Genomic DNA, 26,817 nt, shown 5'->3' with positions numbered 1-26,817 from the left:
GGGGCGGCCGCCGGGGGCCGGCCGGTGGATCAGCGGGTGGGTGCCGGGCCGGGGACGCGGACGCCGCGGACCAGTTCGGCGCGGACCAGGACGTGGCGCAGCTCGCCCTCGGTGCCGTCCGGGTCGACCTCGACGCCGGTGAGGCCGAGCCACTCGAGCGCCGGGTAATCCGCGGGGTCGGCGCCCAGCCGGGTGATGCGCAGCGTGAGTGGGCCGTTGCCGTAGCAGTAGTCCGTCGGCTTGATCCGGAGAACGTCGCCCGTGCCGAGTGGGTGGTCGGGGACCGGGAGGCGCAGGTCGAACTCGATCCGGACATCATGGTCGATCATCGCGTCGTCCTTCGGGCAGGCCGATGCCTAACGATGTCGTCCGTGAGGGGAGGGAGCGGTCACGGCCGGGATTGCCGGCATCGGCCGATCGTCACGGTACGGCGGAGATCTCTCCGTCCACTATTGACCGACGCTTCCGCGTAAACAAGTGGTCACCATGAGTCGATCAATGCGACTTTGAGCGCCAAGTGCACACACCGCATGGAAGTTGCAGGTTGCAGTCCCACGCCGGGTTCACGCGCCGCCGCGCAGCCGTCGCGGACCCGGATCGCCGCGCTCGCCCGGGTCGCCGACCTGCACCGATCCGTGCAGCACGGCGAAGCCGTCCGGGCGGGCGAGCACCGGGTTGAGCGACAGCGAGCGGATCTCCGGGTGCTCGTCGACCAGCCGGCCCACCCGGACCAGCAGCTCGGCGAGCGCCGCGCGGTCGACCGGCGCGGCGCCGCGGAACCCGCGCAGCAGCGGCGCGCCACGCGGCTCGTCGACGAGCGCGGCCGCGTCCAGATCGGTGAGCGGAGCGGCGCGCCAGGCCCGGTCGCCGACCAGCTCCATCGCGACGCCGCCGAGCCCGAAGCCGACGATCGGGCCGAACTGCGGGTCCTCCACCATCTCGACCACGCACGCGACGCCGGGCGCCACCATCGGCTGCACGATCACGCCGGTGCCGAACGGGGACAGCTCGCGGTAGGCGCGCTCCACGTCGGCCGCGGAGCCCAGGTCCAGCCGGACCGCGCCCAGGTCGATGCGGTGCCGCAGTCCCCCGCCGGCCGCCTTCAGCGCGACCGGGTAGCCGTGCCGGCCGGCGGCCGCCACCGCGTCCGCGGCGGACTGCACGGTGACGGACGGCACGACCGGGATGCCGTAGGCGGCGAGCAGCTCCGGCGCGCTCGGCCCCGGTTCGTGCGCCTCCGCCTCACCGGGGCCGGGGGACCCGGGAGCGGCGAGCGGCTGGGTGCCGTACCGGCTGATCAGGGCCTTGGTCTTGATCGGGTCGACGCCGGGGAGGTCGGGAACGCTACCGGGCGGGCGGCGCAGCCAGTCGGCGTAGGTGACGACGCGGGCGAGCGCGCGCACCGCCTCCTCCACGGACGGGTAGGAGGGGATGCGGTCCGGGAGCGTGCCGGCCAGGAACATCGCGACCGTCGGCTTCTCCCCCGCCAGCGCCACGCTCGCCACCGCGGACGCGAAGTCCGCGTCCTCGTCCGCGTGCTGGCCGGGCAGCGGCGGCGCGAACACCGCGACCAGCGCGTCCACCCGCTCGTCGGTGGCCGCGTCCGCCAGCGTGTCCGCGAAGTCGTGCGCGCTCGCGGCCGGCGGCACGTCGTGCGGGTAGCTCTCGGCCAGGATCAGGCCGGACGCGTGTACGGCCGCGGCCGCGAGCGTGGTCAGCGCGGACGAGTTGCCGACCACGCCGATCCGCCGGCCGGCCGGCAGCGGCTGGTGCGCGAGCAGCATGCCCACGTCGAACATCTCCGCGACCGTGTCCACCCGGATCACGCCGGACCGGGCGAAGAGCGCGGTGACCGCGGCCGGGTCCAGGCCGGGCACGTCCGGCGCGGCCGGGCGGGCGGCGGACGCGACCGCGACCACCGGCTTGGTGCGGCCGATCCGGCGGGCCAGCCGGGCGAACTTGCGCGGGTTACCGAACGTCTCCAGGTAGAGCAGGATGACGTCGGTGGCGGGGTCGTCCTGCCAGTACTGCAGCAGGTCGTTGCCGGAGACGTCGGCGCGGTTGCCGGCCGAGACGAAGCTGGACAGGCCGAGCCCGCGCCGGTCCGCCGCGTCCAGCAGCGCCACGCCGAGCGCGCCGGACTGGCTGAAGAAGCCGACCCGGCCCGCGGTCGGCAGGCGCGGCGCGAGCGTGGCGTTCAGCCGCACGTCGGACGACGTGTTCGCGATGCCGAGGCAGTTCGGGCCGATCAGCCGCAGGCCGGCGTCGCGGGCCGCGCGCAGCAGTTCGCGCTCCGCGGCCGCGCCGTCCGGCCCGGTCTCCGCGAACCCGGCCGAGACCACGACCAGGCCGCGCACGCCGGCCCGGGCCGCGTCCGCCACCACCTCGCCGACCGCGCCGGGTGGCACCGCGACCAGCGCCAGGTCGATCTCGGTGCCCGCGTCCACCGCGCTGCGCAGCGCGGGCAGGCCGGCCACCCGCGCGGCGGACGGGTGGATCGGCAGCACCGGACCGGCGTACCCGCCGTCGCGCAGGTGGGCCAGCAGCGCGGCGCCGATGCCCTGGCCGCTGGCGCTGGCGCCGTAGACCGCGACCGCGCGCGGTGACAGCAGCGGCACGATCGAGCGGGCCTCGGTGCGGTGCTCGCGGCGCTCCTGCACCTCACGGGAGAGCTCGGTGGGCGCGATCGGGAACGTCAGGTGGACGACGCCGTCCTCGTACTTGCGCTGGATCGAGTAGCCGGCGTCCGCGAAGACGCGCAGCATCGCGCCGTTGGCCGGCAGCACCTCGGCCACGAACCGGGTGATGCCCTCCTGCCGGGCGGCCGCGGCCAGGTGCTCCAGCAGCACGGACCCGATGCCGCGGCCCTGGTGCGCGTCCTCCACCACGAACGCGACCTCGGCCTCCGGCGAGTCGGCCCCGAGCCGCTCGTACCGGCCGACCGCGAAGATCTCGCCGCCGCTGGTCAGCACCAGCGCCTCACGGTCGTGGTGGTCGACGGTGACGAAGCGGCGCAGGTCGCGCTCCGGGATCCGCGGGTACGGGCTGAAGTAGCGCAGGTAGCGGGTGCGCTCGGAGAACCGCGAGTGCATGGCGACGATCGCGGGCGCGTCCGCCGGGCGGATCTGCCGCAGGTGCGCCGTGGTGCCGTCGCTGAGCAGCACGTCCGCGTCCCGGGCGGTGATCGGAACCGTCTCGGTCATCAGTCCCTCGGATCGTGCGGGTCCAGGCCGTGCAGCGGGAAGACGGCCCGGCGGGTGGCCATCACGGCCCGGTCCACCGCGTCCGGCTCGCCCTCCGGCTCCCACGGTGTGTGGCTCGGGTCGACGTCGTCCGTCATCGACTCCGGGATCTCGGCCTGGCCCAGGTGCCCCTGCGCGATGCGCTGCGCCGCGAACGCGCGCCAGTCCGGCGGCGTGGGCGTGGCCGGGTCGAGCGGTTCGCCGGTCGCGATCGCCAGCAGATGCGTCCAGGCCCGCGGGACCACCTCGACCAGCGCGTATCCGCCGCCGCCGGTGGCCAGCCAGCGCCCCTCGCACAGTTCGTCGGCGAGCGCGCGGAACGCGAGGTAGGTGGCGCGCTGCCCGTCCACGGAGAGGCGCAGGTCGGCCAGCGGGTCGAGCAGGTGCGCGTCGGCGCCGCACTGGGTGACCAGGATCTGCGGCCGGAACGCGCGCAGCAGGCCCGGCACGACCGCGTGGAACGCCCGCTGCCAGCCGGGATCGGTGGTGCCGGGCGGGAGCGCGACGTTGACCGCGTAACCCTCCGCGCCGGGCGCGCCGGTCTCGTCCGGGAAGCCGGTGTTCGGGAACAGCGCCAACGGCGTCTCGTGCAGGCTGATCGTCAGCACCCGCGGGTCGTCGTAGAACGCGGCCTGCACGCCGTCGCCGTGGTGCACGTCCACGTCGACGTAGGCGACCCGTTCCGCGCCCAGGTCGAGCAGCCGGGCGATCGCGACGGCCGGGTCGTTGTAGACGCAGAAGCCGGCGGCGCGGCCGGGCATCGCGTGGTGCAGGCCGCCGGCCACGTTGACCGCGCGGACGGCCTCGCCCTTCCAGATCGCCTCGGCCGCGGCGACGGTGGCGCCCACGATGCGCGCGCTGGCCTCGTGCATGTTCTCGAAGACCGGGTTGTCCGGGCTGTTCAGCCCGTACCCGGAGAAGAACGGGTCGGTGGCGGAGGCGCGGACCGCCGCCAGGTAGTCCTTCGTGTGGACGCGCTCGATCAGCGCGTCCTCCGCGACCGTCGGCGCGAGCACGCGCACGCCCCGGCGGCGCAGCAGGCCGAACTCGCGGGCCAGGGCCATGGTGAGTTCCACGCGGACCGGGTTGAGCGGGTGGTCGCCGAGGTCGTACTGCAGGAGGGACTCGTCCCAGACGACGACCGTGCCGGCTGAACCTGATGTCGGGCTCTCCATGCGGCCATCGTCGCACGCGCGGATCGACCGGTCAGCGGACCGGCTGTGAGACTTCTATCTACAGTCCCCGATGACCTGCCGCGCGCAGGGCGCCGTCGAGCGCGCCGAGGGCCTGCGCGGTGATCACGGGGCGGGCGGTCGCGGGATAGCCCTGACCGGCCCAGGCCAGGCAGGACGCGTCCAGGAAGCCGAGGTAGCCGTGCAGCGCGTAGTCGAGCGCCGGGTCCTCGGTCTCCAGCATGCCGCGCATCAGGTGGACGTAGTAGGCCCGGCTCTCGGTGCGCAGCGCGGCCGCGGCCGGCGGCTCGCCGCCGGGCACCTGCAGTGGCGCCAGCCAGCCGACCGCCCAGACCGCGACCGTGTCCAGGTAGACGCGGACGCTCTCGGCGAGCCGGTCGCGCGGCGTGGCGTCCGCCGGGAGCGCCGTGTCCGCGACGCGCTGACGGTCCAGCAGCAGGCGGATCGACTGGCGGACGACGGCCAGGTAGAGGCCGCTCTTGCTGCCGAAGTACCGGTGCACGAGCGCCTCGGAGGCACCGGCGGCGTCGGCGACGCGGGCCACGGCGACCTCGTCGTACGGATGGCCGGCGAAGGCCTGGCCGGCCGCGGTCAGGATCGCCTCGCGGCGGGCCGCCTCGCCGAGCCGCTGCCGGGGACGTCGATCGGTGCGGGTCACGGGTCCACCGTACCGGATTAGTGAGTTAGGCTCAGTAAAACCGTTCGGATTCGGGAGTCGGCGCATGAGCTGGGTCGAGCACGCGATCTTCTGGCACGTCTACCCGCTGGGTTTCACCGGCGCCCCGCACACGGCCGAGCCGGACGAGCCGGTGGTGCACCGGCTGAAGCACCTCGAGGGCTGGCTGGACTACCTGATCGAGCTGGGCTGCAACGGGCTGCAGCTCGGCCCGGTCTTCGCCTCCCGGACGCACGGGTACGACACCGTCGATCATCTCGCGGTGGATCCCCGGCTGGGCGACGACGCCGATTTCGACCGGCTGATCGGCGCCTGCCGTGAGCGCGGCATCCGGGTGCTGCTGGACGGCGTCTTCAACCACGTGGCGCGCGACTTCCGGCCGGCCGCCTGGTTGCGGCGCCAGGGTGCGGAGCCGGCGACGTTCGAGGGGCACCGGGCGCTGGTCGTGCTGGACCACGACTCCGAGGCGGTACGCGAGCACGTGACCACGGTGATGAACCACTGGCTGGACCGGGGTGCGGACGGGTGGCGGCTGGACGCGGCCTACGCGGTGCCACCGGAGTTCTGGCGCGCGGTGCTGCCGGCCGTGCGGGAGCGGCACCCGGAGGCGTGGATCGTGGGCGAGGTGATCCACGGGCTGGAGTACCGGGAGCGGGCCGGACTGGACGCGGTCACCCAGTACGAGCTGTGGAAGGCGATCTGGAGCTCGCTCAACGACGGGAACCTGTTCGAGCTGGCCTGGGCGCTCGGGCGGCACTCGCCGGACACGCTCACGTTCGTCGGCAACCACGACGTGACCCGGATCGCCTCCCGCCTGACGAACCCGGCGCACCTCGGGCACGCGCTGGCCGTGCTCTTCACGGTGGCCGGGGTGCCGAGCGTGTACTACGGGGACGAGCAGGCGTTCCGGGGCGTGAAGGAGGACCGGGCCGGCGGGGACGACGCGGTCCGGCCCGCGTTCCCGGGCTCGCCGGCCGAGCTGGCGCCGTTCGGGGCGGAGGTGCTGCGGACGCACCAGCGGCTGATCGGGCTGCGGCGGCGCTTCCCGTGGCTGGCGCGGGCGGAGACGACGGTGGCGCACCTGACGAACCGGGCGATCGCGCTGCGGGCGGAGCACGACGGCCAGGTCGTGGTGGCGCTGCTCAACATCGACGACGCGCCCTACCGGTTCCCCGCCGTGGAGCCGGGCGTGCGCGTGGCCGAGTCCTCGCACCGGCCGGACCACGATCCCTATGTGCTCGGAGCGCAGGCGTGGACCGTGGTCGCACGTACCCACGAATGATCTTGATTTTGATCTTTTGCCTGGTCGGAAGGGGCCAATCGGTGGGTTAGCGGGGCGGCCGGACGCGGGTAGCGTCGCCCGTCGGGACCAGCAGGAGGAGCGGTATGGCACGGTACGTGGTGATCGGGACGGGCATCGTGGGGCTCGCGACCGCGCATCGGCTGACGCTCGACCACCCCGGCGCCCGGGTGACCGTGGTGGACAAGGAGCCGCGGGTCGCGGCGCACCAGACCGGGCACAACTCCGGCGTGATCCACGCGGGCGTGTACTACAAGCCGGGCAGCCTCAAGGCGACGCTGAGCCGGGCGGGCAGCGCGTCGATGGTGGCGTTCGCGCGGGAGCACGGGATCCCGGTGGAGACGTGCGGCAAGCTGATCGTGGCGACCGCCGCGGACGAGCTGCCCCGGCTGACCGCGCTGTTCACGCGCGCGACCGCGAACGGGCTGCCGGTGCGGATGCTGTCGGCCGCGGAGGCGTCGGAGTACGAGCCGCACGTGTCCGCGGTGGCGGCGATGCACGTGGCGTCGACCGGGATCGTGGACTACACGGCGGTGTGCGAGGTGCTCGCCGGGCTGGTCACGGCCGCCGGTGGCCGGATCCGGCTCGGCACCGCGGTCAGCGGCTTCCGGCACGGCGTGGTCGAGACCACCACCGGGGACATCCCGGCGGACTTCGTCATCAACTGCGCGGGGCTGCAGTCGGACCGGATCGCCCGGCTCGCCGGGATCCGGCCGGCCGCGCGGATCGTGCCGTTCCGCGGCGAGTACTACGAGCTGCGCGAGGACCGGCGGCACCTGGTCAACGGGCTGATCTACCCGGTGCCGGACCCGCGGTTCCCGTTCCTCGGCGTGCACCTCACCCGCATGATCGACGGCAGCGTGCACGCGGGGCCGAACGCGGTGCTCGCCACCGCGCGCGAGGGCTACTCGTGGGGCCGGTTCAGCGCGCGCGACCTGGCCGAGGTGGCCGTGTTCCCCGGGATGTGGCGGCTGGCCCGGCGGCACCTCGGCTACGGGCTGGCCGAGGTGCGGCGGTCGCTGTCCAAGCCGCTGTTCGCGCGCGGCCTGGCCCGGCTGGTCCCGGAGATCACCGAGGCGGACCTGGTGCCGTCCGAGGCGGGCGTGCGAGCGCAGGCCATCCTGCCGTCCGGCGAACTGGTCGACGACTTCCTGATCGAATCGCGCGACGGACAGGTGCACGTGCTGAACGCTCCGTCACCGGCCGCGACCAGTTCCTTGGAGATCGCTAAACACATTGTCGCGCAGCTCGGAGCGGTTTCGCCGAATTAGCGGAGTGGCGGGACTTTCGCCCGGCCCGCTCACCCCGTACGGTTTCCGGCGTCGGACCGCGAATTCGAGGAGTGGACGTGCGTAACCGGCTGATGGCGGTGACGCTGGGCCTGATGCTGGCCGTCACCGGCTGCAACAACGGCGAGACACCGACCGACGCGGGCCCGCCCGTCAAGGCGCGGGTCGACGACGCCCAGGCGGAAATCGCCGGCGGCGCCTGTGAGCTGCTGAACTTCGGCGTGGTGCACGACTTCCTGGACGTGGAGTTCAACGTGTCCGCGGCCGGGGAGCAGAAGGAGACGATCACCTGCGTGCTGCAGCAGGGCGACGCGCCGTGGCCGGATCTGAGCCTGGCCGTCAGCGAGACGTCCGCCGATCCGAACATCTTCGCGTCGGACGTGACCCCGGACGGCGCGGCACCGGTCAAGGGGCTCGGAAAGGCCGCCTATCAGATCGTCTCGGACCCGACAAAGGAACACGGGCCGTCCGCGGAGATCGGCTGGCTCTCGTCGAACGGTCGCATTCTGATGCTGCGATACACGTTTGCAAAGGATCAGCAGAAGGCCGCGGCCACCGATCTCGCGCCGATCCTGGTCGACATGGCGAAAGACCTCGACGCGACGCTGGTCGCGGCCTGACCCGTCGCATACGGAAAAACCCCCGGCCGCGATCTCGCGCGGACCGGGGGTTCTTATGTCGTTGCTTATGCGGCGGCCACGAAGACGCGCGACGCGACCTCGCGCGGAAGCTTGATCTTGTCACCGAAGCGGTCGATCGTCACCGCGTCACGATCCTGCGCCACGGTCACGGTCGCGCCCGGGTCGACGCCCGCCGCGTGCAGCTGACGCAGCACGTCCGCGTTCGTCTGGACGCTCTCGCAGATGCGGGACACCACGACGCTGCCGGACAGACCGGGGAACGCGAGATTGCGCTCCCCCGGCCGCTCCTCCGTCGACGGGTCGTCACCCAGGGCCTCCAGGCCCGGAATCGGATTACCGTACGGCGAGCGACTCGGACGGTTCAGCAGCTCGAAGACCCGCTTCTCCACCGCGTCACTCATCACGTGCTCCCAGCGGCAGGCCTCCTCGTGGGCCTCCTCGTAGGGCATGCCGATGACGTTGACCAGCAGCAGCTCGGCAAGGCGGTGCTTGCGCATGACGGAGACGGCGTGCTGACGCCCCGCCTCGGTCAGGTGCAGATGACGATCGTTCTCGACCCGCAGCAGCCCGTCCCGCTCCATGCGCGCGACGGTCTGGCTGACGGTGGGGCCGCTCTGGTGCAGACGCTCCGCGATTCGCGCACGAAGCGCGGGCACGCCCTCCTCCTCGAGCTCGAGGATGGTCTTCAAATACATTTCGGTGGTGTCGACTAGGTCGTTCACGACGGCAGCCCTCCCTGGATGGCGATTCTACCTTGCGAACCCGGCACCAGACTTGGCCGCAGAATGGTAAGGGCAAGTGCCGAAGGGTGGTGTTGACTAGGGACTTGTGACCCTACCGGACGAACTTCTCATCGATGCTCCAGCGCTCGCCGCACTGCTGCGCTCCGCGGCGGCCCCGACGCTGCTCGACGTGCGCTGGCGGCTCGCCGGCCCGCCCGGCCGCGACGACTACCTGGCCGGCCACCTGCCCGGCGCCGTCTTCGTCGACCTGGACGCCTCGCTCAGCGGCCCGCCCGGCGAGCGCGGCCGGCACCCGCTGCCCGACGCCGCCGCACTGCAGGACGTGCTGCGCGCGGCCGGAGTGTCCGGCGACCGTCCGGTCGTCGTCTACGACGACGGCGACCAGTGGGCCGCGGCCCGCACCTGGTGGACGCTGCGCTGGGCCGGGCACCCGCGGGTGCGGGTGCTCGACGGCGGGTTCCGGGCCTGGCGGTCCGGCGGGTTCGAGGTCACGTCCGAGGTGCCGGCGCCCGGCGGCGGGGACTTCACGGTCCGGCCCGGTGGCCTGCCGGTGCTGGACGCGGCCGGCGCCGCGACCGTCGCGTCCGGCGGCGTGCTGATCGACGCGCGGGCACCGGAGCGCTACCGCGGCGAGGTCGAGCCGGTGGACGCCGCGCCGGGCCACATCCCCGGCGCGGTCAACGTGCCGACCGCGGGGAACACCGGACCGGACGGCCGCTTCCTGGCCGCGGGCCGGCTGCGCGACCGTTTCGCCGCGGCCGGCGTGACGCCGGACGCCGGACCGGTCGGCGCGTACTGCGGAAGCGGCGTGACCGGCGCGCACACGGTGCTGGCCCTGCACCTGGCGGGCCGGACGGACGCGGCACTGTACGTCGGCTCGTGGAGCGAGTGGATCACGGACTCGGCGCGGCCGCGGGCCCTCGGCGCGGAATGACAGGTGCCGCTCGGCTGCCTCCCGCCCGGGTGTGCGGGAGGCAGCCGGGCGGTAGCAGTGGGCGGGAGGCAACCCGGCGGCAGCCGTAGGCGGGAACCGGCCGGCCCGCCGCTGACGCCCGGGCGGGAGCCAGCCGGGCGTCAGCGACGGCCGGGCGTCAACGGCGGGCGAGAACCGGCCGGGCGTCAACGGCGGGCCGGGTAGGCGAGGACGGCGACGGCGCCGAGCAGCAGGAGCATGCCGGTGAGGACCGCCGGGGTGAGGTGCTCGCCGAGGAACGCGACGGCGAGGAGTGCGGCGGCGACCGGTTCGAGGAGCGTGACGACGGCGGCGGTGGTCGCGCCGACGTGGGCCAGGCCGGCGAAGAACAGGCCGTAGGCGAGCGCGCTGGCGACCACGCCCAGGTAGAGCAGCCAGCCGATGGTGACCGGTAGACCGCCCGTGGCCGGCAGCACGCCGTCGGCCAGCGCGAACGGGGTCAGCACGATGCCGCCGACGACGAATCCGGTCAGGGACGTGCGGAACGGGTCGCCGGCGCTGCCGGGGGTGCGGCCGACCAGCGTGACCACGGCGTAGCCGAGCGCGGAGAGCAACGCGTAGCCGATGCCGAGAGCCGGGCGCGGGCCGGTGGTGCCGCTGTCCAGGGAGAGTGCGATCAGCCCGGCGAGCGCGAGGGCGATCGCGGCCGCGCCGGCGTGGCCGAGGCGCTCCGCGAGAAAGACCCGGGCGCCGACGGCGATCAGGATCGGGCCGGCTCCGAGCGTGACGACGGTGGCGACGGCGAGGCCGGTCTCCGCGATGCTGACGTAGAACGCGGACTGGTAGACGGCGAGACCGACGCCGGTTGCGGCGACCATCAGCAGACGACGGACCCGGCGACGGGTGCGGACGGCACCGGCCCGGCGGTCGCCGGGGTGGGCGGCCGGGCCGGCACCGCCGTGGAAGGCGGCGTAACCGTCGGTGACGTCGAGGCCAGCTTCGCCGCGGGTCTCGCGAGCGTCGCCTGTAGTGCTGGCATCACGTGCGTCACCGGTCTCACCGACATCACGTGCCCCGCCGGTCTCGCCGGTCTCGCCGGCTTCGCGGGCTGAGGCGCGGCGTGCCGGTGTGCGGTGGCGGGCCGTGCGTGCGGCCAGGTAGGCGGCCAGGGCGAGCGCTCCGATCACGAAACGCCAGTAGGAGACGGCGATCGGGCCGAGGCCGCTGGTGCGGTAGAGGACGGCGGCGGCCGCGCCGCCGGTGCCCCAGGCCATGGCGGCCAGGGCGATCAACGCCATGCCCCGCCGGGAGTGGTTCGGCTCGGGGGCCGCCGGCGACGCGGTGGACGGTGTCGTGGGTGCGGAAGTCTCGACGGACATGCGGGTGCTCCACTGCGGATGGTCGGATCAGGGCTGCGGAGTGAGGGCAGCGACCACCCGCCGCGCGCACCGGGGCGCTTGCGGCATCAAGGGCCGGGAACCGGCCTTACGGTCGCCCGCTCAGCGGACGACCGGCGGGGAGCACACGACGAGACGCATGACCGGCACGCTAACGGGCCGGCGGGACACGACGCATCCGGATATTCGCCGGGTGGTTCAGCGCAGTGGGCGGAGGGCGGCCTCCAGGCGCCGCAACTCGTCGAGCATCGCGGTCGCGGACTCCTCGATCGCGGGCGTGGCCCGGAACTCGCCGTCGACGATGTGCTTCGCGACGAACGGAATGATCACCGACTCGCTGATCGGGATCATCTTCAGGTACTGCAGCACCGGTTTGATCGCCTGGGCCGACCGCACACCACCGGCGACCGCGCCGTAGCTGACCAACCCGACCGGCTTGTGCGCCCACTCCTGGACCAGGTAGTCGATCGCGTTCTTGAGCGGCGCGGGATACCCGTGGTTGTACTCCGGCGTCACGATCACGAACGCGTCCGACGCGTCCACGATCGCGCTCCACGCCTTCGTGTGCGCGTGCTCGTACTTGCGGAGCCGCGGATGGTTCCGCTCGTCCATCATCGGCAGGTTCAGTTCCGCGAGGTCGGCGACGTGCAGGTCGAAGCCGCCGTGCGCGGTCACCCGGCCGGCGAGCCAGCGGGCGACGGGCGCACCGGCGCGGCCGGGACGGGTGCTGGCGACGATGACGGTGAGCTGTGGCACGCCGATCATGATAGGCGCCGTTCGACGGCCACTCCGCCCATCAGCAGGCAGCCGAGCGCGGGAATCACCAGCGGTGCGAGCTGCCAGGTCGTCACCGCCAGCATGCCGAGCCCGCCGACCAGCAGCAGCGAGCCGGGCAGGTCCGTGCGCGCCCGCCCGGCGGCGTCGCGCAGCAGCGCCGGCCAGCACGGTCCACCGGGGCGCCAGACCGCGGCCGCCCGCAGCACGACCACCAGCAGCGCGAGCGTGGCGGCGGCGCAGACGACCGCGACCGGGACCGCGCCGGGCAGGCCGCGCCGCACGGCGACGAGATCCAGCGCGAGCACGGCCAGCGCGAGCACCAGCAGCGCGCCGAGTGCCAGCCCGCCGCCGCGGAAGGACATCAACAGCCGGCGGGGGTACGTGGAGAGCGCGGTCGACCGACCGTCCAGGTGTGCGGCGACGTGGGCGCAGCCCGCACCGAGCGCCGGCAGCAGCGTGACCAGCGGCACCGCCGCGACCAGCGTGCACAGCCCGGCCAGCACGCACTCCGCGAACAGCGCCAGGCGCTCACCCCCCGGCACCCCCGCAACGCGCGAAGCCCGCGCATCCCGCGCATCCCGCGAAGCCCGCGCAACTCGCGCAACTCGCGCAACTCGCGCATCCCGCGAAGCGCGGGCAACGTGCGAAACCCGCGCATCTCGGGAGGTCCGCGCAACGTGTGAAACCCGCGCCACCCGCGAACCCCACGCAACGGTCCAACTCCACGCAACCCGCGAAGCCCACGCAACCCGCCAACTCCACGCGACCCGCGAAATCGGCGCGGCGCCCGACGCGCGTGGATCGCTCGGCACTGGATTCAGCCGGCCACGCCGGGGATGGGCGCGGTGCCCGAGCGGTAGCCCGCCGTGTTCGTCCGGCTGCCCGGCCGCGGCCGGGATCTCATCGGAGCTCATCTCAGCCCTTCAGGCCGGACGTGGCGACGCCCTCGATCAGGAAGCGCTGGAAGACCAGGAAGAACAGGACGACCGGCAGCAGCGCCAGCGTCGACATCGCGATCAGCGCGCCGTAGTCGGTGGCCTCGGTCTGGTCGATGTAGAGCTGCAGCGCGAGCGGCAGCGGGTACCGGTCCGGTGTGGAGAGGTAGATCAGCGGCCCGAAGAAGTCGTTCCACGTCCAGATGAACGTGAAGATCGACGTGGTGATCAGTGCGGGGCGGGACAGCGGCAGCACGATGTTCCAGAAGATCCGCCCGTGGCCGGCGCCGTCGATCCGCGCGGACTCGTCCAGCTCGTACGGCAGCGTGCGCATGAATTGGACCAGCAGGAACACGAAGAACGCCTCGACCGCGAGGAACTTCCCGACCAGCAGCGGGAGGTACGTGTCGATCAGGTCCAGGCGCTGGAACACGATGTACTGCGGGATGATCAGCACGTGGAACGGCAGCAGCAACGTGCTGATCATGAGCGCGAACAGCAGGCCGCGGCCGCGGAACCGGACCCGGGCGAACGCGTACGCCGCGAGCGTGCTGGACACCACGGTCCCGATCACGGACAGCACGGCCAGCAGCAGTGAGTTGCCGAACAGCCGCCACACGCTGATCCCGGCCACGCCCTCGACCGCGGTGGCGTAGTTGCGGCCGGTCGGCGGCGCGGGCAGCAGGTCGAGGTCGCCGATGATGTCCCGGGAGTCCTTGAACGACGAGCTGATCATCCACACCACCGGGTAGAGCACCACGATCAGCAGCAGGACGGCACCGGCGTGCCAGGCCACCGAGCGAAGCCGTCTCATGCCCTGTCCCCCGCGTAGTGCACCCACATCCGGCTGGTCCGGAACAGCAGCGCGGTGACCAGCCCGACGCCGAGCACCAGCATCCAGGCCATCGCGGACGCGTATCCCATCCGGAAGTCGACGAATCCCCGGCCGTAGAGGTAGACCGTGTAGAGCAGTGTGGAACCGGCCGGCCCGCCACCGCCGGCCGCGCCGGTCGCGATCACGAACGCGGACGTGAACACCTGGAACGCGCCGATGATCTCCAGCAGCAGGTTGAAGAAGAGCACCGGCGACAGCATCGGCAGCGTGACCGCGCGGAACCGGCGCCACGGTCCGGCGCCGTCGACCGCGGCCGCCTCGTACAGCTCGCCGGGGATCTGTTTCAGCCCGGCCAGAAAGATGACCATCGGCCCGCCGAACTGCCAGGCGGCCAGCAGCACCAGCATCGGCAGCGAGAACTCCGGCCGGCCGACCCAGCCGCCGGTGTCCAGCCCGATCGCGGCCAGGCCCCGGTCCACGACCGCGTCGTCGGAGAAGATGCTCTTCCAGACCAGCGACAGGCTGACGCTGGCCCCGATCAGCGACGGCGCGTAGAACGCGGACCGGTACAGCCCCTGGCCGAGACGCGGCCGGTTGAGCAGCAGCGCCACGCCGAGCGCGGCGGCCAGCTTGAGCGGCACGGCCAGCGCCACGTAAGCGGTGGTGACCGTGACGGACTGCAGGTAGCGCGGGTCGTCGAACATCCGCCGGTAGTTGTCCAGGCCGACCCACTCCGGCGTGTCGAACAGGTCGTAGTCGGTGAACGACAGGTAGAGCGAGGCCAGCATCGGGCCGATCGTGAGCAGCAGCATGCCGAGCAGCCACGGGGTCAGGAACAGCAGCCCCGCCGTGGCGTCCCCGTACCGTACCCGCGCGGGGATCGTGGTCATCCGGCGAGCGTGTCCTCGGCCTCGGTGAAGAAGGTGTCGACCGCGTCCGGCACGGAGGACCGGCCGTAGCTGATCTCGTCCGCGATGCGCAGGAACGCGGCCTCCACCGTGCCCGCGCCCTTCGGCGGTGCGGGCGGCGCCTTCTGCAGCAGCGGCGCGATCGCCTTCTCGTACTCGGCGATGGCGAGCGCCGGTCCCTCCAGCACGGCCGCCTCGCGCTGCGCGTTCGTGGCCGGGATGCCGCGGTTGCTGCCGAAGATCCGGCCGACCTGCGGGTCGTTGATCAGGAAGCTGATCAGCTTGGCGGCCTCGTCCGGATGGTCGGTGCGCGCGGACGCGGAGAGCAGCATGGCCGGCTTCAGGTACTGCCCGGTGGGGCCGCCCGCCGCCGTCACGGGCACCGGACCGATCTTGAGTTCGGCCTCGGTCTCGGCCGCGTACCGCGCGAAGAAGTTGTCCCAGCGGAACTCGGTGGCGATCAGGTCCTTGGTGATCGGCGAGGCCGGCTCGATCTGCGCGACCTTCTCCGACGGGATGAACCGGCCGTCGTCGACGTACTGCTTGCCGACCGTCCAGTAGTCGATCAGCTGCTGCTCGGTGAAGCCGAGCGCGCCGTCCTCGGTGTAGAGGGTGCCGCCGCGCTGGAGCAGGTACGACTCGAAGCTGTAGATCACCGAGCGGTAGTTGCTGCCGCCGTAGGTGCGGCCGGCGCCCTTCTTCGAGACCGTGTCGACCAGCGCGTGGTACTGGTCCCAGGTGATGCCGGCCGCCGGCTCCTCGACGCCCGCGGCGGCCAGCAGTGCCGGGTTGTAGAACATGCACCACGTGTTGCCGCCGGTGGGAACGCCGTAGAGCGCGCCGTCCACCTCGCCGACGCCCTGGAACGCCGGGATCAGGTCGTCCACCCTGACGTCGGTCTTCTTCAGGTCGAGCAGGACGTTGCGGTCCGCGTACTCCCGCAGGTAGGCGAAGTCCATCTGGAGCACGTCCGGCGCGTTGCCGCCGGCGGTCTCGGTCGCCATCTTCTGCCAGTACGCCTCGAACTCCTGGAAGCTCGGGGTCACCGTGATCGTCGGATTCGCCGCCTGGAACAGGTCGATCGACTGCTGCATGAGCGCGGCCCGGTCCGCGTTGCCCCACCAGGAGAACCGCAGCGTGACGTCGCCGCCCGCGTCGTCGCCGCCCCCGCAGGCGGTCAGCCTGCCGGCCAGCAGCAGCACGGCGAGCGCCGCCCTGAATCGTTTTGTCGACGCCATCCGGGCCAACCCCTCGAATGATCCATACATTTCAGTACGTCACTGCAGACCGTGGGCTCAGACGTTAGGGGTTGGTTCGATGAGCGTCAATACCCTGGCTTGAACGTTACAACGGCCGGATCGCCGGCCGGGGGCGGCCCGGCCGGCGATCGTCGTCACTTGGCGGTGACCACCACCAGGGACATGGCGTTCACGCCGAGGTGCAGGCTCAGGTCCGCGGACGCGCCGAGCTTCGTGTCGTACCGCTCGACCCGTTGCAGGTCCTGGCCCAGTTCGTTGTGGGCCCGGTTGCTGGTCTGCGCGTCCACCAGGTACCGCTCGACCGTCACCTCGCCCGCGGTGAGCGACTCCGGCAGGTTCCGCAGCGCCAGCGTCACGTCGTGCTCGGCCGCGCCGTCCGTCCACTGGTAGTTGGTCAGCAGCACGGCCACCTTCCGGTCGCCGGTGGTGGCGAGCGCGGAGACGCCGATGCCGGTGTCCGCGACCGCGTTCGACTCCGCCGGCACCAGCCGGGTGCCCAGCATGCGCTGCATCAGCACCAGGTTGTAGTACGGGTAGACGCCACCGTCGACCGCGTCCACGAACATCGACTTACGCTCGTTGTCCAGGTGGTCGTAGACCCAGTGCATGTACATCTCGGTCCCGCTGTACGCGTAGTAGCGGCCCAGCGTGGCCATCCCGGCCGCGTGCGTGAGCAGGTCGGCCTCGAACGTGGTGCCGGTGTTCGCGCCCGGGAACACGCCGTACTCGGTGACGAAGACCGGCCGGTTCTCGTCCAGCTTCCGGTCCCGCATCCAGCCGCGGACGATCTCCCGTTCCTGCGCCACCGCGGCCGGCCGGTCCCGCTGCTTGTACTGGTGGTACGAGATGAACGCGAACTTCTTGTCCTTGTTGTCGTCCTTGACGTAGAGGTCCAGGAAGCCGGTCAAGAAGTCCTCGTTGAACGTGTACGACGCGGGCCCGCCGATCTCCAGCGGCACGCCCGGCTTCAGCTCGTCGTTGACCTCGTTCACCACCTGGTACGCGACCTGGTACCAGCGGTAGTAGTCCTCCAGCGGCATGGCCGGCTGCTCGACCTCGGTCGGCTCCCAGGTCTTGTCCGGCTCGTTGAACACCTCGATGTACCGCAGCGACGGGTACTTCTTCTTGTAGTGCATCAGCCCGGCCTTGAGCACCCACCGGCAGTCCGCCGTGGCGTTCAGCCGCATCAGCGCCTGGTCGCACTGGTCGAAGTTGCCGATGATCGACTTGCCCTGCGCGGCCACCTGGTCGAGGTAGTCGTACGCGGTCGTACCCCCGGCGGTCGGGTAGTCGAAGTTGAACTTCTTCGTCTGCCGGTCGTAGTACTGATGCGGCTTGAACCAGGCGCGCACCACCCGCGGCTCCAGCCGGGCGACCCGGTCCAGGTCCGCCGAGCCCAGCGGGTACGCGGGCCCGCTCTGGTTCTGGAAGCCGGCCGGGTTGTCGAACGGTCCCAGGTCCTGCGCGGCGTCGACCGTCACGGTCTTGCCCCCGGCCGTGGTCCCGTCCTCCGTCGACGCGTTGCCCAGCCCGACCACGACCACGGCCACGGACAGCGCGATCACCAGCACGGCCGCGACCACGGCAACGGTCAGGCCGGTGCGGCGGCTCATTCGGCGTCCGCGGGGCCGTGCGAGTGCGACTGGGCGGCGGCGAGCGCTTCCCGCAGCTTCGCCACCTCCGCGCGCAGCTGGTTGTTCTCCCGCTGCGCCATGTAGAGCTCGAAGAGCACCTGCTGGAAGTCCTCGATCGTCAGGTCCATGATTTCCCCGTTCAGCTGGTCGAGTTCGTGATCAGGCCGAGCGAGGTCAGAGCCGTGATCAGGGAGGTGAGGGCCGCGTTGCCCCCGCGGGAACCGGACACGGCCGGCTTGGCCACCGCGTTGGCGCCGAAGAAGCCGAGGCCGGTGCCGAGGTGGCGCAGCTGGGCGCCCACGTGCAGGCTGTCGTCGGTCTTGAGGACGTCCGTGCCCGCGCGGTAGAGGTTGGTGTCCCGGCCGGTGCCGCCGCCCCACTCCAGCTTTCCGTCCGTCATCACCCGGAAGCGGTTGACGGTGTCGCCGGTGACCTTCGTCTGGTACGCCGCCGAGGCGGTGTCCGCGCCGCTGACCAGCACGCCCTGCCCGGCCGCGCCGGTGCTGTTGACGGCGAGTGCGACGCCGGTGCCGGCGCGGTTGACGACCACGCCGCCGCCGGTGCCGGACCGCCCGCAGAGCGTGATCTGACCGGTGGCCCGGTTGACGATGATCGGCTGGTCGATCATGGTACCGGCGTCGTCGTACCGGGCCAGCTCGAAGTTGCTGCCCGCGTTCGCGCCGCTCTCCGCCTCGCCGGTGCTGCGGATCTTCCAGCGCTGGCGGGTCGCGTCCGTGTCGTTCGTGAAGACGATCGCCTTCTCCCAGCCGGCCACGGCCTGCAGGCGCAGCTGCTGGTTGTTCGAGCAGCGCACCACGAAGTGCGCCAGGTTGGTGAGGATCTTCGTGGTGTCCAGGCCGATCTTGCCGGTCGCCTGGTCCGCGAACAGGATCTCGAAGCGGCCCTGCAGCGCGCCCTTGCTGTCCGGAACCTCGACCTCCCAGTGCGCGTGCAGCGAGCCCTGGTCGTTCGCCTCGTAGTGCGCGCCGGTCCACACCCACGGGGAGAACTGGTTCGGGTCGGTCCAGTCACCGATCGCGTCCCGGTTCGCGTCGTAGAGCTTGTCCGGGCCGTACCAGGCGGTCATCGCCTTCGCGTCCTTGCGCATCAGGAAGTTGCGGATCGTCTCGCCGTACTGGCGGACGTAGGCGCGCTGGTACGAGAGCAGGTTGATCCGGCCGGTCGAGTCGTACGCGGTGGTGCTGCCGGGCACGTCGTCCCCGCCGGCGAACGACGACATCACGGTCAGCGACCGGCTGACCGAACCGTCGCCGACCGTGAGCGAGCCGTCCACGGTCTCGTCACCGGCCGCGGCCGTCTCCGGGGCCGCCTTCGCCGGGGCCGTCTTCGCCGGGGCCGTCTTCGCGGGGGCCGCCTTCGCCGGGCCGGCGACCACCACGGTAGCGGCCGCACCGGCCGCGCCGGTCAGCAGAAAACGCCGTCTCATGACACGCTCCTCAGAACCCGAGCGGCGGCGCCGCGGGTGTCAACTTGGCCATTCCCTCTTTGAACGCCGCGGCGTACCGGCTGTCGACGCTGAACCGCCAGTCCTCCGTGCCGCCCTCGTCCTTGCTGAACTCGAACCAGACGAAGCCGACCAGCCCCTCCTGGGTGGGCAGCCACGCGAAGAAGTCCGTGATCCAGCCGGCCTTCCGGTCGCTCGGCAGCACGCCGGTCTCCGTGATCAGCAGCGGCTTGTTGGTGAACTTCCGGATCGCCGCGACGGTCGGCGCGAACACCGCCGCCGCGGTCGTCTCGTGCACCGCGTAGCCGACGAAGCCGGCCCAGTCCACGTACTCGTCGCCGGGGTAGAGCGCCTCGATGCTGACGTTCGGCACCGGGCGCAGGATGTTCGGGCTCCACACCCAGATCACGTTGGTCGCGCCGACCTCGCGGAACACGTCGTGCACGTGCCGCCACGCCTTGACGTAGTCGCCCGGCGCGTTGCCGGAGCGGCGCTCCGACCACGGGTACCAGGCGCCGTTCATCTCGTGCGCGAAGCGCAGCGCGACCGGGTAGCGCGCGTCCCGGATCGTGGTGGCGAACTCCCGGACGTAGTCGTCGTGCGCGCCGGACGCGATCCGGGCCAGCGCGTACTCCGGCTGGTCCTCGCCGGCCTCCGAACCGGCCCACGGCTCCCAGGAGACGACCGGAACCGCGTTCTGCGCGTAGGACAGCTCGATGCTCTCCGGGCGCAGCTCCTCCGACCACTTCACGAAGTACTGCAGCAGCGTGGGCAGCGTGCCGGCGGCGGTGCCGATCCGGTCGAGTTCCGTGGTGGAGTACGGCACCTGCGGCGCGCTCAGCCCGAACCGGACGCCCTCGATCGCGAGGATCTCCGCCTTGGTGGGCGGTGCCGCCACGTCCATCGCGGCCGCGGCCGCGGCCCGGCCGTCGATCGGCTTCATGTCCGAACCGGTCGAGTCCGGCATCAGCACCCACCCGGCCAGCACCAGCAGCGCGACCGCGTTCACGGTCGTCCAGACCCGGAAGCGCAGCCGGCCGTTGCGCTCGTCCCGGGCCACCTTGGACAGCTCGGACAGCGTGAACGTGCCCTCGTCAGACACCGATCATCACCGACACCCCGAGCATCAGGGCCCCCAGCAGGTACGGGACGATCAGCAACGGGTTGCGCTCCTTCTCGCCGGCGAAGCCACCGGCACGGGTGCCCCAGCCGGCATTGTGCGCCATCCGGAAGAAGCCGAGCACCCGGACCGGCATCAGCAGGAACGTGTTGATCAGCATGAACGCCGGCAGATGCCGCAGATCGATCGGCCGGTACGCGAAGTGCCGCCCGAACCGCAACGCCAGGGACAGCGTGGTGAGCACGCCGCTGAGCAGCAGGATCAGGCCGAGCGCGGCCCACGGCGCGGTGGGCAGCGGCAGCGCGTCGTAGAGCTCCGCCTGCCGCCCGGTGACCAGCGTGACGCCCCACGAGACGAACGAGCCGACCAGCACGAACGGCACCACGATGTCGGCCAGGTAGAAGACCGCCAGCAGCGGCGTGTGCTGCAGCATCCACGGCAGCATGCGCAGCGTGTTGTACTGCGAGCCGCGCGCCCACCGGTACTGCTGCTTCGCCAGCTTGCCGAGCCGCAGCGGCGCGTCCGTGTAGACCAGCGAGGTGGACTGGTAGACGGTCCGGAAGCCGGCCCTCAGCGTGTAGTTCGTCAGCGTACGGTCGTCGCTGACCTCCAGGAACACGCCCAGGAACTTCTCGGTCAGGAACTTCTCCATCGACCGCACCAGGATCGAGCGGCGGAACGCGATGGTCCGGCCGGGCAGGCAGCCGATGGTGCCGAGCACGCTCATGCCCGGCATCGAGTACTCGTTGCGCACGTTCTCCAGCCAGTCCGCCCAGCGGGTCAGCACGGTCCGGTCCGGCTCCAGGATGCGCTGGCGGGTGGTCACGCCGCCGACCCGCGGGTCCGCGAACGGCTTGATCAGCTCGGCCAGCGTGTCCCTGGTCCAGACCGTGTCGGAGTCGACCAGGACCGCGATGTCCGAGGTCATCAAGCCGACGCCGATCTGCAGCGCGTTCCGCTTGCCGGGCGTCTCGGTCCACGCCCAGCGCACCTCCAGCGCGCCGCAGAGCTTCTCCAGCGTCTCGTTCCGCGGCCCGTTGATCACCACGATGATCTCGGTGGGCCGCTGCTCGATGATCCGTTCCAGCACGGACCGGAACAGCTCCTCCGGCTCGTCCACCACCGGGATGATCACCGAGGTGCTCGTCTCGTACGGCCGGGTCCAGGGCCGGTAGTAGCGCGCCAGCGTGACGCGCAGCAGCCAGAGCGACCAGATCATGATCATGAAGAGCGCGAACAGGTACAGCTGACCCGTCGTGGCCCACGCGTTGAGCTGGAGCAGGAACGCGAGCATGGTCAGCCGACCCGCACCTGGTCCGGCCCGGCCGGCTTGAGCGTGAGGCGCACCAGCATCAGCCCGGACAGGTACCAGGTCCGGTCCACGTCGTACAGGTCGCCGAGCGGGTTCGCCTTCGCCGCGGGCAGGCCGGTCAGCGGCGACTCGGCGCGGTCCGCGCGGATCAGCCAGACCCGCAGCGCGCCGTTCAGGCACGCCTCGACCTCGGCGCACTCGTCGACCACGATCCGGCCGCCGGTGCGCGGCGGCGTCAGCGCGAGCACGTCCGCCGGCCGGATCTCCGCCGGTACGTACCGGGCGACCACGTCCCGGCCGACCGCGCCGCTCTTCGGGCCCGGGCCGTAGACCGCGACGTCACCCTGCAGCGCCTGACCCTTGATGATCGCGCCGAGCTCCGCGCTGGCCAGACCGTGCCCGTCGCGCTGGCGGACCTCGATCTGGCTCGGCACGCAGAACGCGGCCAGGATCAGCCCGGCCGTCACACCGCGCACGGCCGGCGCCTGGTGCAGCGCCTGCGCGCCGAGCAGCGCCCAGCCGCCCAGCGTGAACGCCAGCGCCGGCGCCTCCCAGCTCAGCCCGATCCGGCTCAGCGCGTAGAGCAGCACCACCGGGATCACCGACCAACAGCTGTAGATGACGGACGGCTTGCGGAACGAGACGCTGATCAGGCCGAGCCCGACCAGCGCGCCGGCCACCAGCGCGGTGCCGAACAGCGCGCCCGCGACCGTGGTCACGTCCAGCAGCGTGGTGGAGGTGTCCAGCCCGATCCGGACCGTCGGCAGTCCGAAGTAGACGACCGAGCCGAGTGCCGGCAGCACGCCGAGCACGGTGGCGAGCAGCCAGCCGAGCAGCGCGCCGCGGCGCATCATCAGCACCGCGAAACCGTGGCCGACCAGCACCAGCAGCGCGACCGGCAGCGTCAGGCCGAGCAGCAGCACGGTCACCGCGTAGCCGGTGTATCGCCGGCCGGTGCCCCGGTCCAGCACCACGACCAGCAGCAACGTGCTCAGCGCGGTCAGGCACATCGCGGCCGCGGTCGGGCCGATCTCCTGGCCGAAGCGGGTGACGCCCGGCACGATCACGAACAGGATGCCCGCGGTGAAGCCGGTGCGCGGCCGGGTCAGGCGCGCGCCGAGGCCCGCCACCAGCCCGGCGGCGAGCGCCATGAACAGCAGCGACGGCGCGCGCAGCGCCAGATCCGAGGAGCCGGCCAGCTCCGCGTACGCTTTGAGCGCCACGTGGTACGGCACGGTGCCGGAGTCGAGTTCACCGAGCAGCCCGAGCGCGTCGTCCCACGGCGTGGTCACGAACGCCCAGTAGCCCAGCTCGTCCGCGGAGAGGCTGCTCCAGGTCAGGCGGACCATGCCGAGCGCGGCCATGGCGAGCGCCGGCAGCAGCCACGCGATCGTGGTCAGCGCGCGCACCCGGCCGCGGTGCGTCTCCGCTCCGTAGTCCGTCTCCGACCAGGCGTCGCGCGGCGCGTCGTCGCCCTCGTCGAGGTCCGGAAACCGTATCTTCGGCAGAAGAACGGTGTCCTGATCACTGTTCTGCATGGTCACCCTTACCGAGCGGGGGCCCCCGTATGGCCCGCCGATATGACCGCGCGACATCGTCAGGCGGCTGGCCTGCCTCGACGCACGCGCGCGGCTGCGCACGAGGGTAACCGCCGCGGTCGACGGGCTCCGATGCACGACAGCACTGGTACTCCACAGCCCGTAATCGGTACGTGACTGCGAATGATTCGCACCGACCGCTATGGAGCGAATAGCCCCATTCGCTGCCCGTGGCGCGTGATCAAGTCTTTATCCAACTTTGAGGTGACGGAGACCGTGCCCGGCCTCCGTCACCGCGCACTCACTTGTAGAGGTCGTTCAGCGAGGCCGGAGCCGGCTGCGCGTCGGCCGGCGCCGCCGGGGCCTGCGCGGTGCCGAACTCGGTGTACGTCAGCGACTGCGTGATCTCCGGCGTCTTGTCCGTCTTCGCGATCGTGAGGACCAGCGTGGTGACGTTGCCGGCGTCGTCCAGCTTCGCCGCGAACGTGGCCGTCTTCGCCGCGTCGCCCAGCGCCTTCAGCAGCGTCGCGGTCTGCGGGTTCGGGTTGCCCGCGGACGCGGCCGCGAAGTCGAACACACCGGTGAACCCGGCGTCGCCGTCCCGCTCCACCGAGGCGATCGACGTCGTGAACGCCGGCTGGAGCGGCGCCTGCTGCTCGAACGTGTAGTCGAGCTGCTTCGCGACGTTCAGGTCCAGCTCGTACCAGGTGTCGGCGTCGATCCCGAGGCTGCTGTTGCCGGACCCGAAGTCCATCTTCACGAACGCCTTGCCGTCCGCGTACACGGTCTCGGTGCTGAACTTCGTGCCCTCCAGCTCACCGGAGGTCGAGTTGCTCGACGACTTCCCCGGCGCGTAGACCACCCCGGACGCCTCGGTGCCGTCCACGCTCATCGAGTACGCGTAGTGCCGCGCCTCGATCGCCGTGAAGGCCTGGAGGAACGCCTCCTTCGGGTCCGCCGGCGTCGCCGCGGGCGCGGCCGCGCTCGTGCCACCCGCGGGCGCGCTCGTCCCGCCGCCGGTCCCGGTCTCGCCGCAGCCGGCCGCGACCCCCAGCACGGCAACCGCGGACATGGCGACGACGGTGGTCTTCAAAGCCTTCACGTAGGTAACTCCCCGTAGCTGCAAGCAGTCCAGATCAACTCCGGCACAGGCTAGACCAGGCGCGCAACCCCCACGACCGCGGTCACATCTCGTGACCGGCGCGTTCCCTTCATGCTGGTGGGGTAACTTTCTGTCGGGAAGTACAGCTCGGGTGGCGTACGGCGGCGAAGGAGCGGGCGATGGCGACGACGACGGCGGCTCAGCAGCGGGCGCGGGCCAAGATGGAGTACGACGCGTTCCTCGCCGCCTGCCCCAGTCGCAAACTGCTGGACCGGATCTCCGACAAGTGGGTCACACTGATCCTGGCCGCGCTCGGCAGCGGCCCGGACTGCGCCGGCGATCCCCGCCCGATGCGGTACTCGGAACTGTCCCGGCTACTGGCCAGCGTCAGCCAGAAGATGCTCACCCAGACGCTGCGCGCCCTGGAACGCGACGGCCTGATCTCCCGCACCGTGGAACCGACGGTGCCGGTCACGGTCACCTACGAACTGACCCCGCTCGGACTCTCGCTGCACGCGATGATGCGCGGCCTCAAGCTCTGGGCCCAGGACCACATGGACGAGGTGCTGGCCCACCGCGCTGCGTACGACGGCTGAGTCACCGCCGCAGACCCGGTGCGGCGGCGTTCCGCGACCGGCCCGTTCGAGTACGAACAGGCGTCGCACGCGCCCGAGGCCCGAATGGGGCGCGTGCGCTCGACCGGCGACCATCGGTCACTCCCGGCGGGACAGCCCGAAGGGCGGCCCCGGATGACTCCGGGACCGCCCTTCTTCCAGCTGTTTCACCGCTCCCCGCCGTCGCGTCCGACGCGGGTGGCGGCGGGTGTCAGCTGTTCCTGGGAAGTCGGGGGCTGTCTCCCCACTGCAGCTGTCTCCGCAGCGTCGCCGGATTGACCGGCCTTCCTCCCAAGAAGTGGGAGGACTCCCCGGCTGCAACCACCGATCAGCGCAACTCGACCTCGATCTGATCCTCGGCAAGCCATTGAAGGATTTGGTCGAACTTGGCAGTCAAATGGCTATGAGCCACCTCGGCGTGGTGCCAGGTCAGGCGGAACGGCCACTCGGCGCCCCACCCGCCCGTCACACAGTCGTGGAGCGCGTCACCGTTCCAGCCGAAATAGCCGCCAGGGCCGTTGATGGCCTCGCCGATGGCGCAGTAGAAGCCTTCGATGTCGGTGACGTGGCACCCGTCGAGCTGGTAGGTGCTGTCGGCTGGCTTGTCAGGCGCCTCGGCCCGGTGGTGAGCCAAGGCCGCTCCAGACCAGAGATGCCGAAGCTCCCGGCCGTAGCCTGCCCAAAGGTTCGGTTCGGTCGGGCCACCGGCGTGCCACAAGTTCCAGATTGGTCGCGCCGAACTCGGCATCGGCTCAGAGATCGCGCTGTCCAAGTCGACATCGACGAGGTCAGCGGCGAGGACTGAGGGACGAACTTCGGTCACTGATGCTCGCAGATGGGAGCCGATCATGCGGTTGACCACACCGTTGTGGTCCACGCTGTAGAGGGTCGCGTCGATCGACCGACGATGCAGCGCACCGCCTGGGTTGCCCGCCCCCTTGGCCAGCGCGTCCAGAGCACGGCGCAGCGGTGGGTGAGGCATGCACCCGAGAAGCGTCGTCCCGCGCACCGTGGACGGCAAATCGACGAATAGCCCTTCGATATCAGCGCACGCCGCGATCGCGGCGTCTGCCTCTCCCATGGCGGATTCATCGATCAACAGCCAGCGGAGCGGTACGTCTTCGCCCCAGTGCCATCCGCTTGTCCTGCAGACTCGTCTCTTCACCGGGCACGTGGATCACTCGCCAGCATGAGAGAGGCGGAGCCGAGGTCGAGTGGGTTGATGCCGGCATCGAGATGGATGTTGGCGCCCTTCGGCGCTCGCACGTCCGACAACGCGAGCAGCATCCGAGCGAGATCGCGGAGGCCGGCAGGATCACCGAAGATCTCGACTGAATCATCGACAATCTCGACGGTGACCGATCCACCTTCGGCGGGAGCGACAACGCCGACCGCCGGGTCGTACGGCGGGACCGAAAGTGAGATCTCGTTCATGACCAGTGTGTGCCGCATCCCGCCGACTACCTCGGGTCGTCGGTATCCCAGGGGTGGCGAAACTGTCCAGGCAGAAGGTCCCAGGCCTGGAGGATGGCAGCGAGTTCCGCCTCGCCTGTGACGGTCGCGGCACGGACGAGTGCCGCACCGACGTCGTAATCGAAGCCGTCCAACTGGTCGGCGTCGTAATCCCAGTGCTCCACCTTGAAGGTGCGATCGCGGTCGGGCCGAACCCAGCCCTCTCGGCTGGCGACATGATCGGCATCAGCTCGAATGGGGCGGATGTCGACGAAGGCCCTTCTTCCCTGCCCGGAGGATGAGACCTCGGTCACCAGCCGACGGCCGAGGCGGAGAGCGCTCAGCTTGTCGGTTTGCCACTGCATCGGGTCGTCCGCGTTGATCATTCGTCAGCCTCCACCGCGTCGGGAAGAGGCCTGAGGTAGCGGACCTTCTCCTGCTTCTCGCGGGCTATCGCCTCGAACTCCGGGCG

Annotated in this window: 26 protein-coding genes; 5 read left to right on the top strand and 21 right to left on the bottom strand. The window is 71.5% G+C overall.

Going from position 1 to position 26,817, the window contains the following annotated elements; translation table 11 throughout:
- Positions 1–29: 29 nt before the first annotated feature.
- The 4 genes from J2S44_RS26615 to J2S44_RS26600 all read right to left on the bottom strand — a co-directional run bounded on the left by J2S44_RS26615 (position 30) and on the right by J2S44_RS26600 (position 5,093).
- Entirely contained in the window at positions 30–329 is a 300-nt protein-coding gene (locus tag J2S44_RS26615; RefSeq protein ID WP_310419439.1) for a hypothetical protein, read from the bottom strand.
- 234 nt (positions 330–563) lie between these two features.
- Positions 564–3,203: a bifunctional acetate--CoA ligase family protein/GNAT family N-acetyltransferase gene (locus J2S44_RS26610; protein WP_310419437.1), complete on the bottom strand. Its 2,640-nt coding sequence runs from the start codon at positions 3,201–3,203 to the stop codon at positions 564–566.
- Positions 3,203–4,417 carry an acetoin utilization protein AcuC gene (locus J2S44_RS26605; protein ID WP_310419433.1) on the bottom strand — a complete coding sequence of 405 codons (1,215 nt, stop codon included), beginning with the start codon at positions 4,415–4,417 and terminating at the stop codon, positions 3,203–3,205. The genes J2S44_RS26610 and J2S44_RS26605 overlap by 1 nt, the downstream gene beginning before the upstream one ends.
- 58 nt (positions 4,418–4,475) lie before the next feature.
- On the bottom strand, positions 4,476–5,093 hold the full coding sequence (locus J2S44_RS26600; RefSeq protein WP_310419430.1) for a TetR/AcrR family transcriptional regulator: 618 nt from the start codon (positions 5,091–5,093) through the stop codon (positions 4,476–4,478).
- Positions 5,094–5,157: 64 nt separating this feature from the next.
- Between J2S44_RS26600 and J2S44_RS26595 the strand changes: the two genes are divergently transcribed.
- From J2S44_RS26595 to J2S44_RS26585, 3 genes are all read left to right on the top strand, one after another.
- Positions 5,158–6,393, top strand: a complete 1,236-nt coding sequence (locus J2S44_RS26595; RefSeq protein WP_310419426.1) for an alpha-amylase family protein — start codon at positions 5,158–5,160, stop codon at positions 6,391–6,393.
- Between the two features lie 104 nt (positions 6,394–6,497).
- Positions 6,498–7,682: an L-2-hydroxyglutarate dehydrogenase gene (lhgD, locus tag J2S44_RS26590; RefSeq protein ID WP_310419423.1), complete on the top strand. Its 1,185-nt coding sequence runs from the start codon at positions 6,498–6,500 to the stop codon at positions 7,680–7,682.
- A 77-nt stretch (positions 7,683–7,759) separates the two neighbouring features.
- Positions 7,760–8,320, top strand: coding sequence for a hypothetical protein (locus tag J2S44_RS26585; RefSeq protein ID WP_310419419.1), 561 nt, complete (start codon positions 7,760–7,762; stop codon positions 8,318–8,320).
- A gap of 65 nt (positions 8,321–8,385) precedes the next feature.
- Here the strand turns inward: J2S44_RS26585 and J2S44_RS26580 are convergent, their stop codons facing one another.
- A complete protein-coding gene (locus J2S44_RS26580) occupies positions 8,386–9,063 on the bottom strand; it encodes an iron-dependent transcriptional repressor DtxR (RefSeq protein WP_310419416.1) in 678 nt (225 codons plus the stop codon).
- A gap of 106 nt (positions 9,064–9,169) precedes the next feature.
- On the opposite strand from J2S44_RS26580, the gene J2S44_RS26575 reads away from it, so the two are divergent.
- Positions 9,170–10,018, top strand: a complete 849-nt coding sequence (locus tag J2S44_RS26575; RefSeq protein ID WP_310419413.1) for a sulfurtransferase — start codon at positions 9,170–9,172, stop codon at positions 10,016–10,018.
- Positions 10,019–10,203: 185 nt separating this feature from the next.
- Here the strand turns inward: J2S44_RS26575 and J2S44_RS26570 are convergent, their stop codons facing one another.
- The 13 genes from J2S44_RS26570 to J2S44_RS26510 all read right to left on the bottom strand — a co-directional run bounded on the left by J2S44_RS26570 (position 10,204) and on the right by J2S44_RS26510 (position 24,279).
- Positions 10,204–11,376 carry a DMT family transporter gene (locus J2S44_RS26570; protein ID WP_310419410.1) on the bottom strand — a complete coding sequence of 391 codons (1,173 nt, stop codon included), beginning with the start codon at positions 11,374–11,376 and terminating at the stop codon, positions 10,204–10,206.
- 216 nt (positions 11,377–11,592) lie between these two features.
- Positions 11,593–12,150 carry an NADPH-dependent FMN reductase gene (locus J2S44_RS26565; RefSeq protein WP_310419407.1) on the bottom strand — a complete coding sequence of 186 codons (558 nt, stop codon included), beginning with the start codon at positions 12,148–12,150 and terminating at the stop codon, positions 11,593–11,595.
- A 5-nt stretch (positions 12,151–12,155) separates the two neighbouring features.
- Positions 12,156–12,713, bottom strand: a complete 558-nt coding sequence (locus tag J2S44_RS26560; RefSeq protein ID WP_310419405.1) for a hypothetical protein — start codon at positions 12,711–12,713, stop codon at positions 12,156–12,158.
- Positions 12,714–13,086: 373 nt separating this feature from the next.
- Positions 13,087–13,920, bottom strand: coding sequence for a carbohydrate ABC transporter permease (locus J2S44_RS26555; RefSeq protein WP_310419402.1), 834 nt, complete (start codon positions 13,918–13,920; stop codon positions 13,087–13,089).
- A complete protein-coding gene (locus tag J2S44_RS26550) occupies positions 13,917–14,831 on the bottom strand; it encodes a carbohydrate ABC transporter permease (protein WP_310419399.1) in 915 nt (304 codons plus the stop codon). Before J2S44_RS26550 ends, J2S44_RS26555 begins: the two co-directional genes overlap by 4 nt.
- A complete protein-coding gene (locus J2S44_RS26545; protein ID WP_310419396.1) occupies positions 14,828–16,087 on the bottom strand; it encodes an ABC transporter substrate-binding protein in 1,260 nt (419 codons plus the stop codon). The genes J2S44_RS26550 and J2S44_RS26545 overlap by 4 nt, the downstream gene beginning before the upstream one ends.
- 155 nt (positions 16,088–16,242) lie before the next feature.
- A complete protein-coding gene (locus J2S44_RS26540; RefSeq protein WP_310419393.1) occupies positions 16,243–17,721 on the bottom strand; it encodes a hypothetical protein in 1,479 nt (492 codons plus the stop codon).
- Positions 17,718–17,870, bottom strand: coding sequence for a hypothetical protein (locus tag J2S44_RS26535; protein ID WP_310419390.1), 153 nt, complete (start codon positions 17,868–17,870; stop codon positions 17,718–17,720). The genes J2S44_RS26540 and J2S44_RS26535 overlap by 4 nt, the downstream gene beginning before the upstream one ends.
- Positions 17,871–17,881: 11 nt before the next feature.
- Positions 17,882–19,189 carry a hypothetical protein gene (locus J2S44_RS26530; protein ID WP_310419388.1) on the bottom strand — a complete coding sequence of 436 codons (1,308 nt, stop codon included), beginning with the start codon at positions 19,187–19,189 and terminating at the stop codon, positions 17,882–17,884.
- A gap of 10 nt (positions 19,190–19,199) precedes the next feature.
- A complete protein-coding gene (locus J2S44_RS26525; protein WP_310419385.1) occupies positions 19,200–20,309 on the bottom strand; it encodes a glycoside hydrolase family 26 protein in 1,110 nt (369 codons plus the stop codon).
- Positions 20,302–21,621 (bottom strand): glycosyltransferase family 2 protein, encoded by a 1,320-nt coding sequence (locus tag J2S44_RS26520; RefSeq protein ID WP_310419383.1) that lies wholly within the window; start codon positions 21,619–21,621, stop codon positions 20,302–20,304. The genes J2S44_RS26525 and J2S44_RS26520 overlap by 8 nt, the downstream gene beginning before the upstream one ends.
- Before the next feature lie 2 nt (positions 21,622–21,623).
- On the bottom strand, positions 21,624–23,177 hold the full coding sequence (locus J2S44_RS26515; protein WP_310419380.1) for a glycosyltransferase family 39 protein: 1,554 nt from the start codon (positions 23,175–23,177) through the stop codon (positions 21,624–21,626).
- Positions 23,178–23,478: 301 nt separating this feature from the next.
- Positions 23,479–24,279: a hypothetical protein gene (locus J2S44_RS26510; protein ID WP_310419377.1), complete on the bottom strand. Its 801-nt coding sequence runs from the start codon at positions 24,277–24,279 to the stop codon at positions 23,479–23,481.
- Between the two features lie 179 nt (positions 24,280–24,458).
- Here J2S44_RS26510 and J2S44_RS26505 point away from each other — a divergent pair, with 179 nt between their 5' ends.
- Positions 24,459–24,875 (top strand): winged helix-turn-helix transcriptional regulator, encoded by a 417-nt coding sequence (locus J2S44_RS26505; protein WP_310419374.1) that lies wholly within the window; start codon positions 24,459–24,461, stop codon positions 24,873–24,875.
- A 346-nt stretch (positions 24,876–25,221) separates the two neighbouring features.
- Here the strand turns inward: J2S44_RS26505 and J2S44_RS26500 are convergent, their stop codons facing one another.
- The 3 genes from J2S44_RS26500 to J2S44_RS26490 form a co-directional block, all read right to left on the bottom strand.
- The gene (locus J2S44_RS26500) at positions 25,222–25,974 is read right to left on the bottom strand and encodes a barstar family protein (RefSeq protein WP_310419371.1); all 753 of its coding nucleotides are present in this window, start codon (positions 25,972–25,974) and stop codon (positions 25,222–25,224) included.
- An 80-nt stretch (positions 25,975–26,054) separates the two neighbouring features.
- Complete coding sequence (locus J2S44_RS26495; RefSeq protein ID WP_310419368.1) at positions 26,055–26,327, bottom strand: Imm32 family immunity protein; 273 nt, start codon at positions 26,325–26,327, stop codon at positions 26,055–26,057.
- A 26-nt stretch (positions 26,328–26,353) separates the two neighbouring features.
- The gene (locus J2S44_RS26490) at positions 26,354–26,731 is read right to left on the bottom strand and encodes a hypothetical protein (RefSeq protein ID WP_310419365.1); all 378 of its coding nucleotides are present in this window, start codon (positions 26,729–26,731) and stop codon (positions 26,354–26,356) included.
- Positions 26,732–26,817: the final 86 nt, after the last annotated feature.

The organism is Catenuloplanes niger (genome assembly GCF_031458255.1).
Classification (GTDB): Bacteria; Actinomycetota; Actinomycetes; order Mycobacteriales; family Micromonosporaceae; genus Catenuloplanes; species Catenuloplanes niger.
Note: the sequence above shows the minus strand (reverse complement) of the source record. Positions and strands in the feature narration are given on the sequence as shown.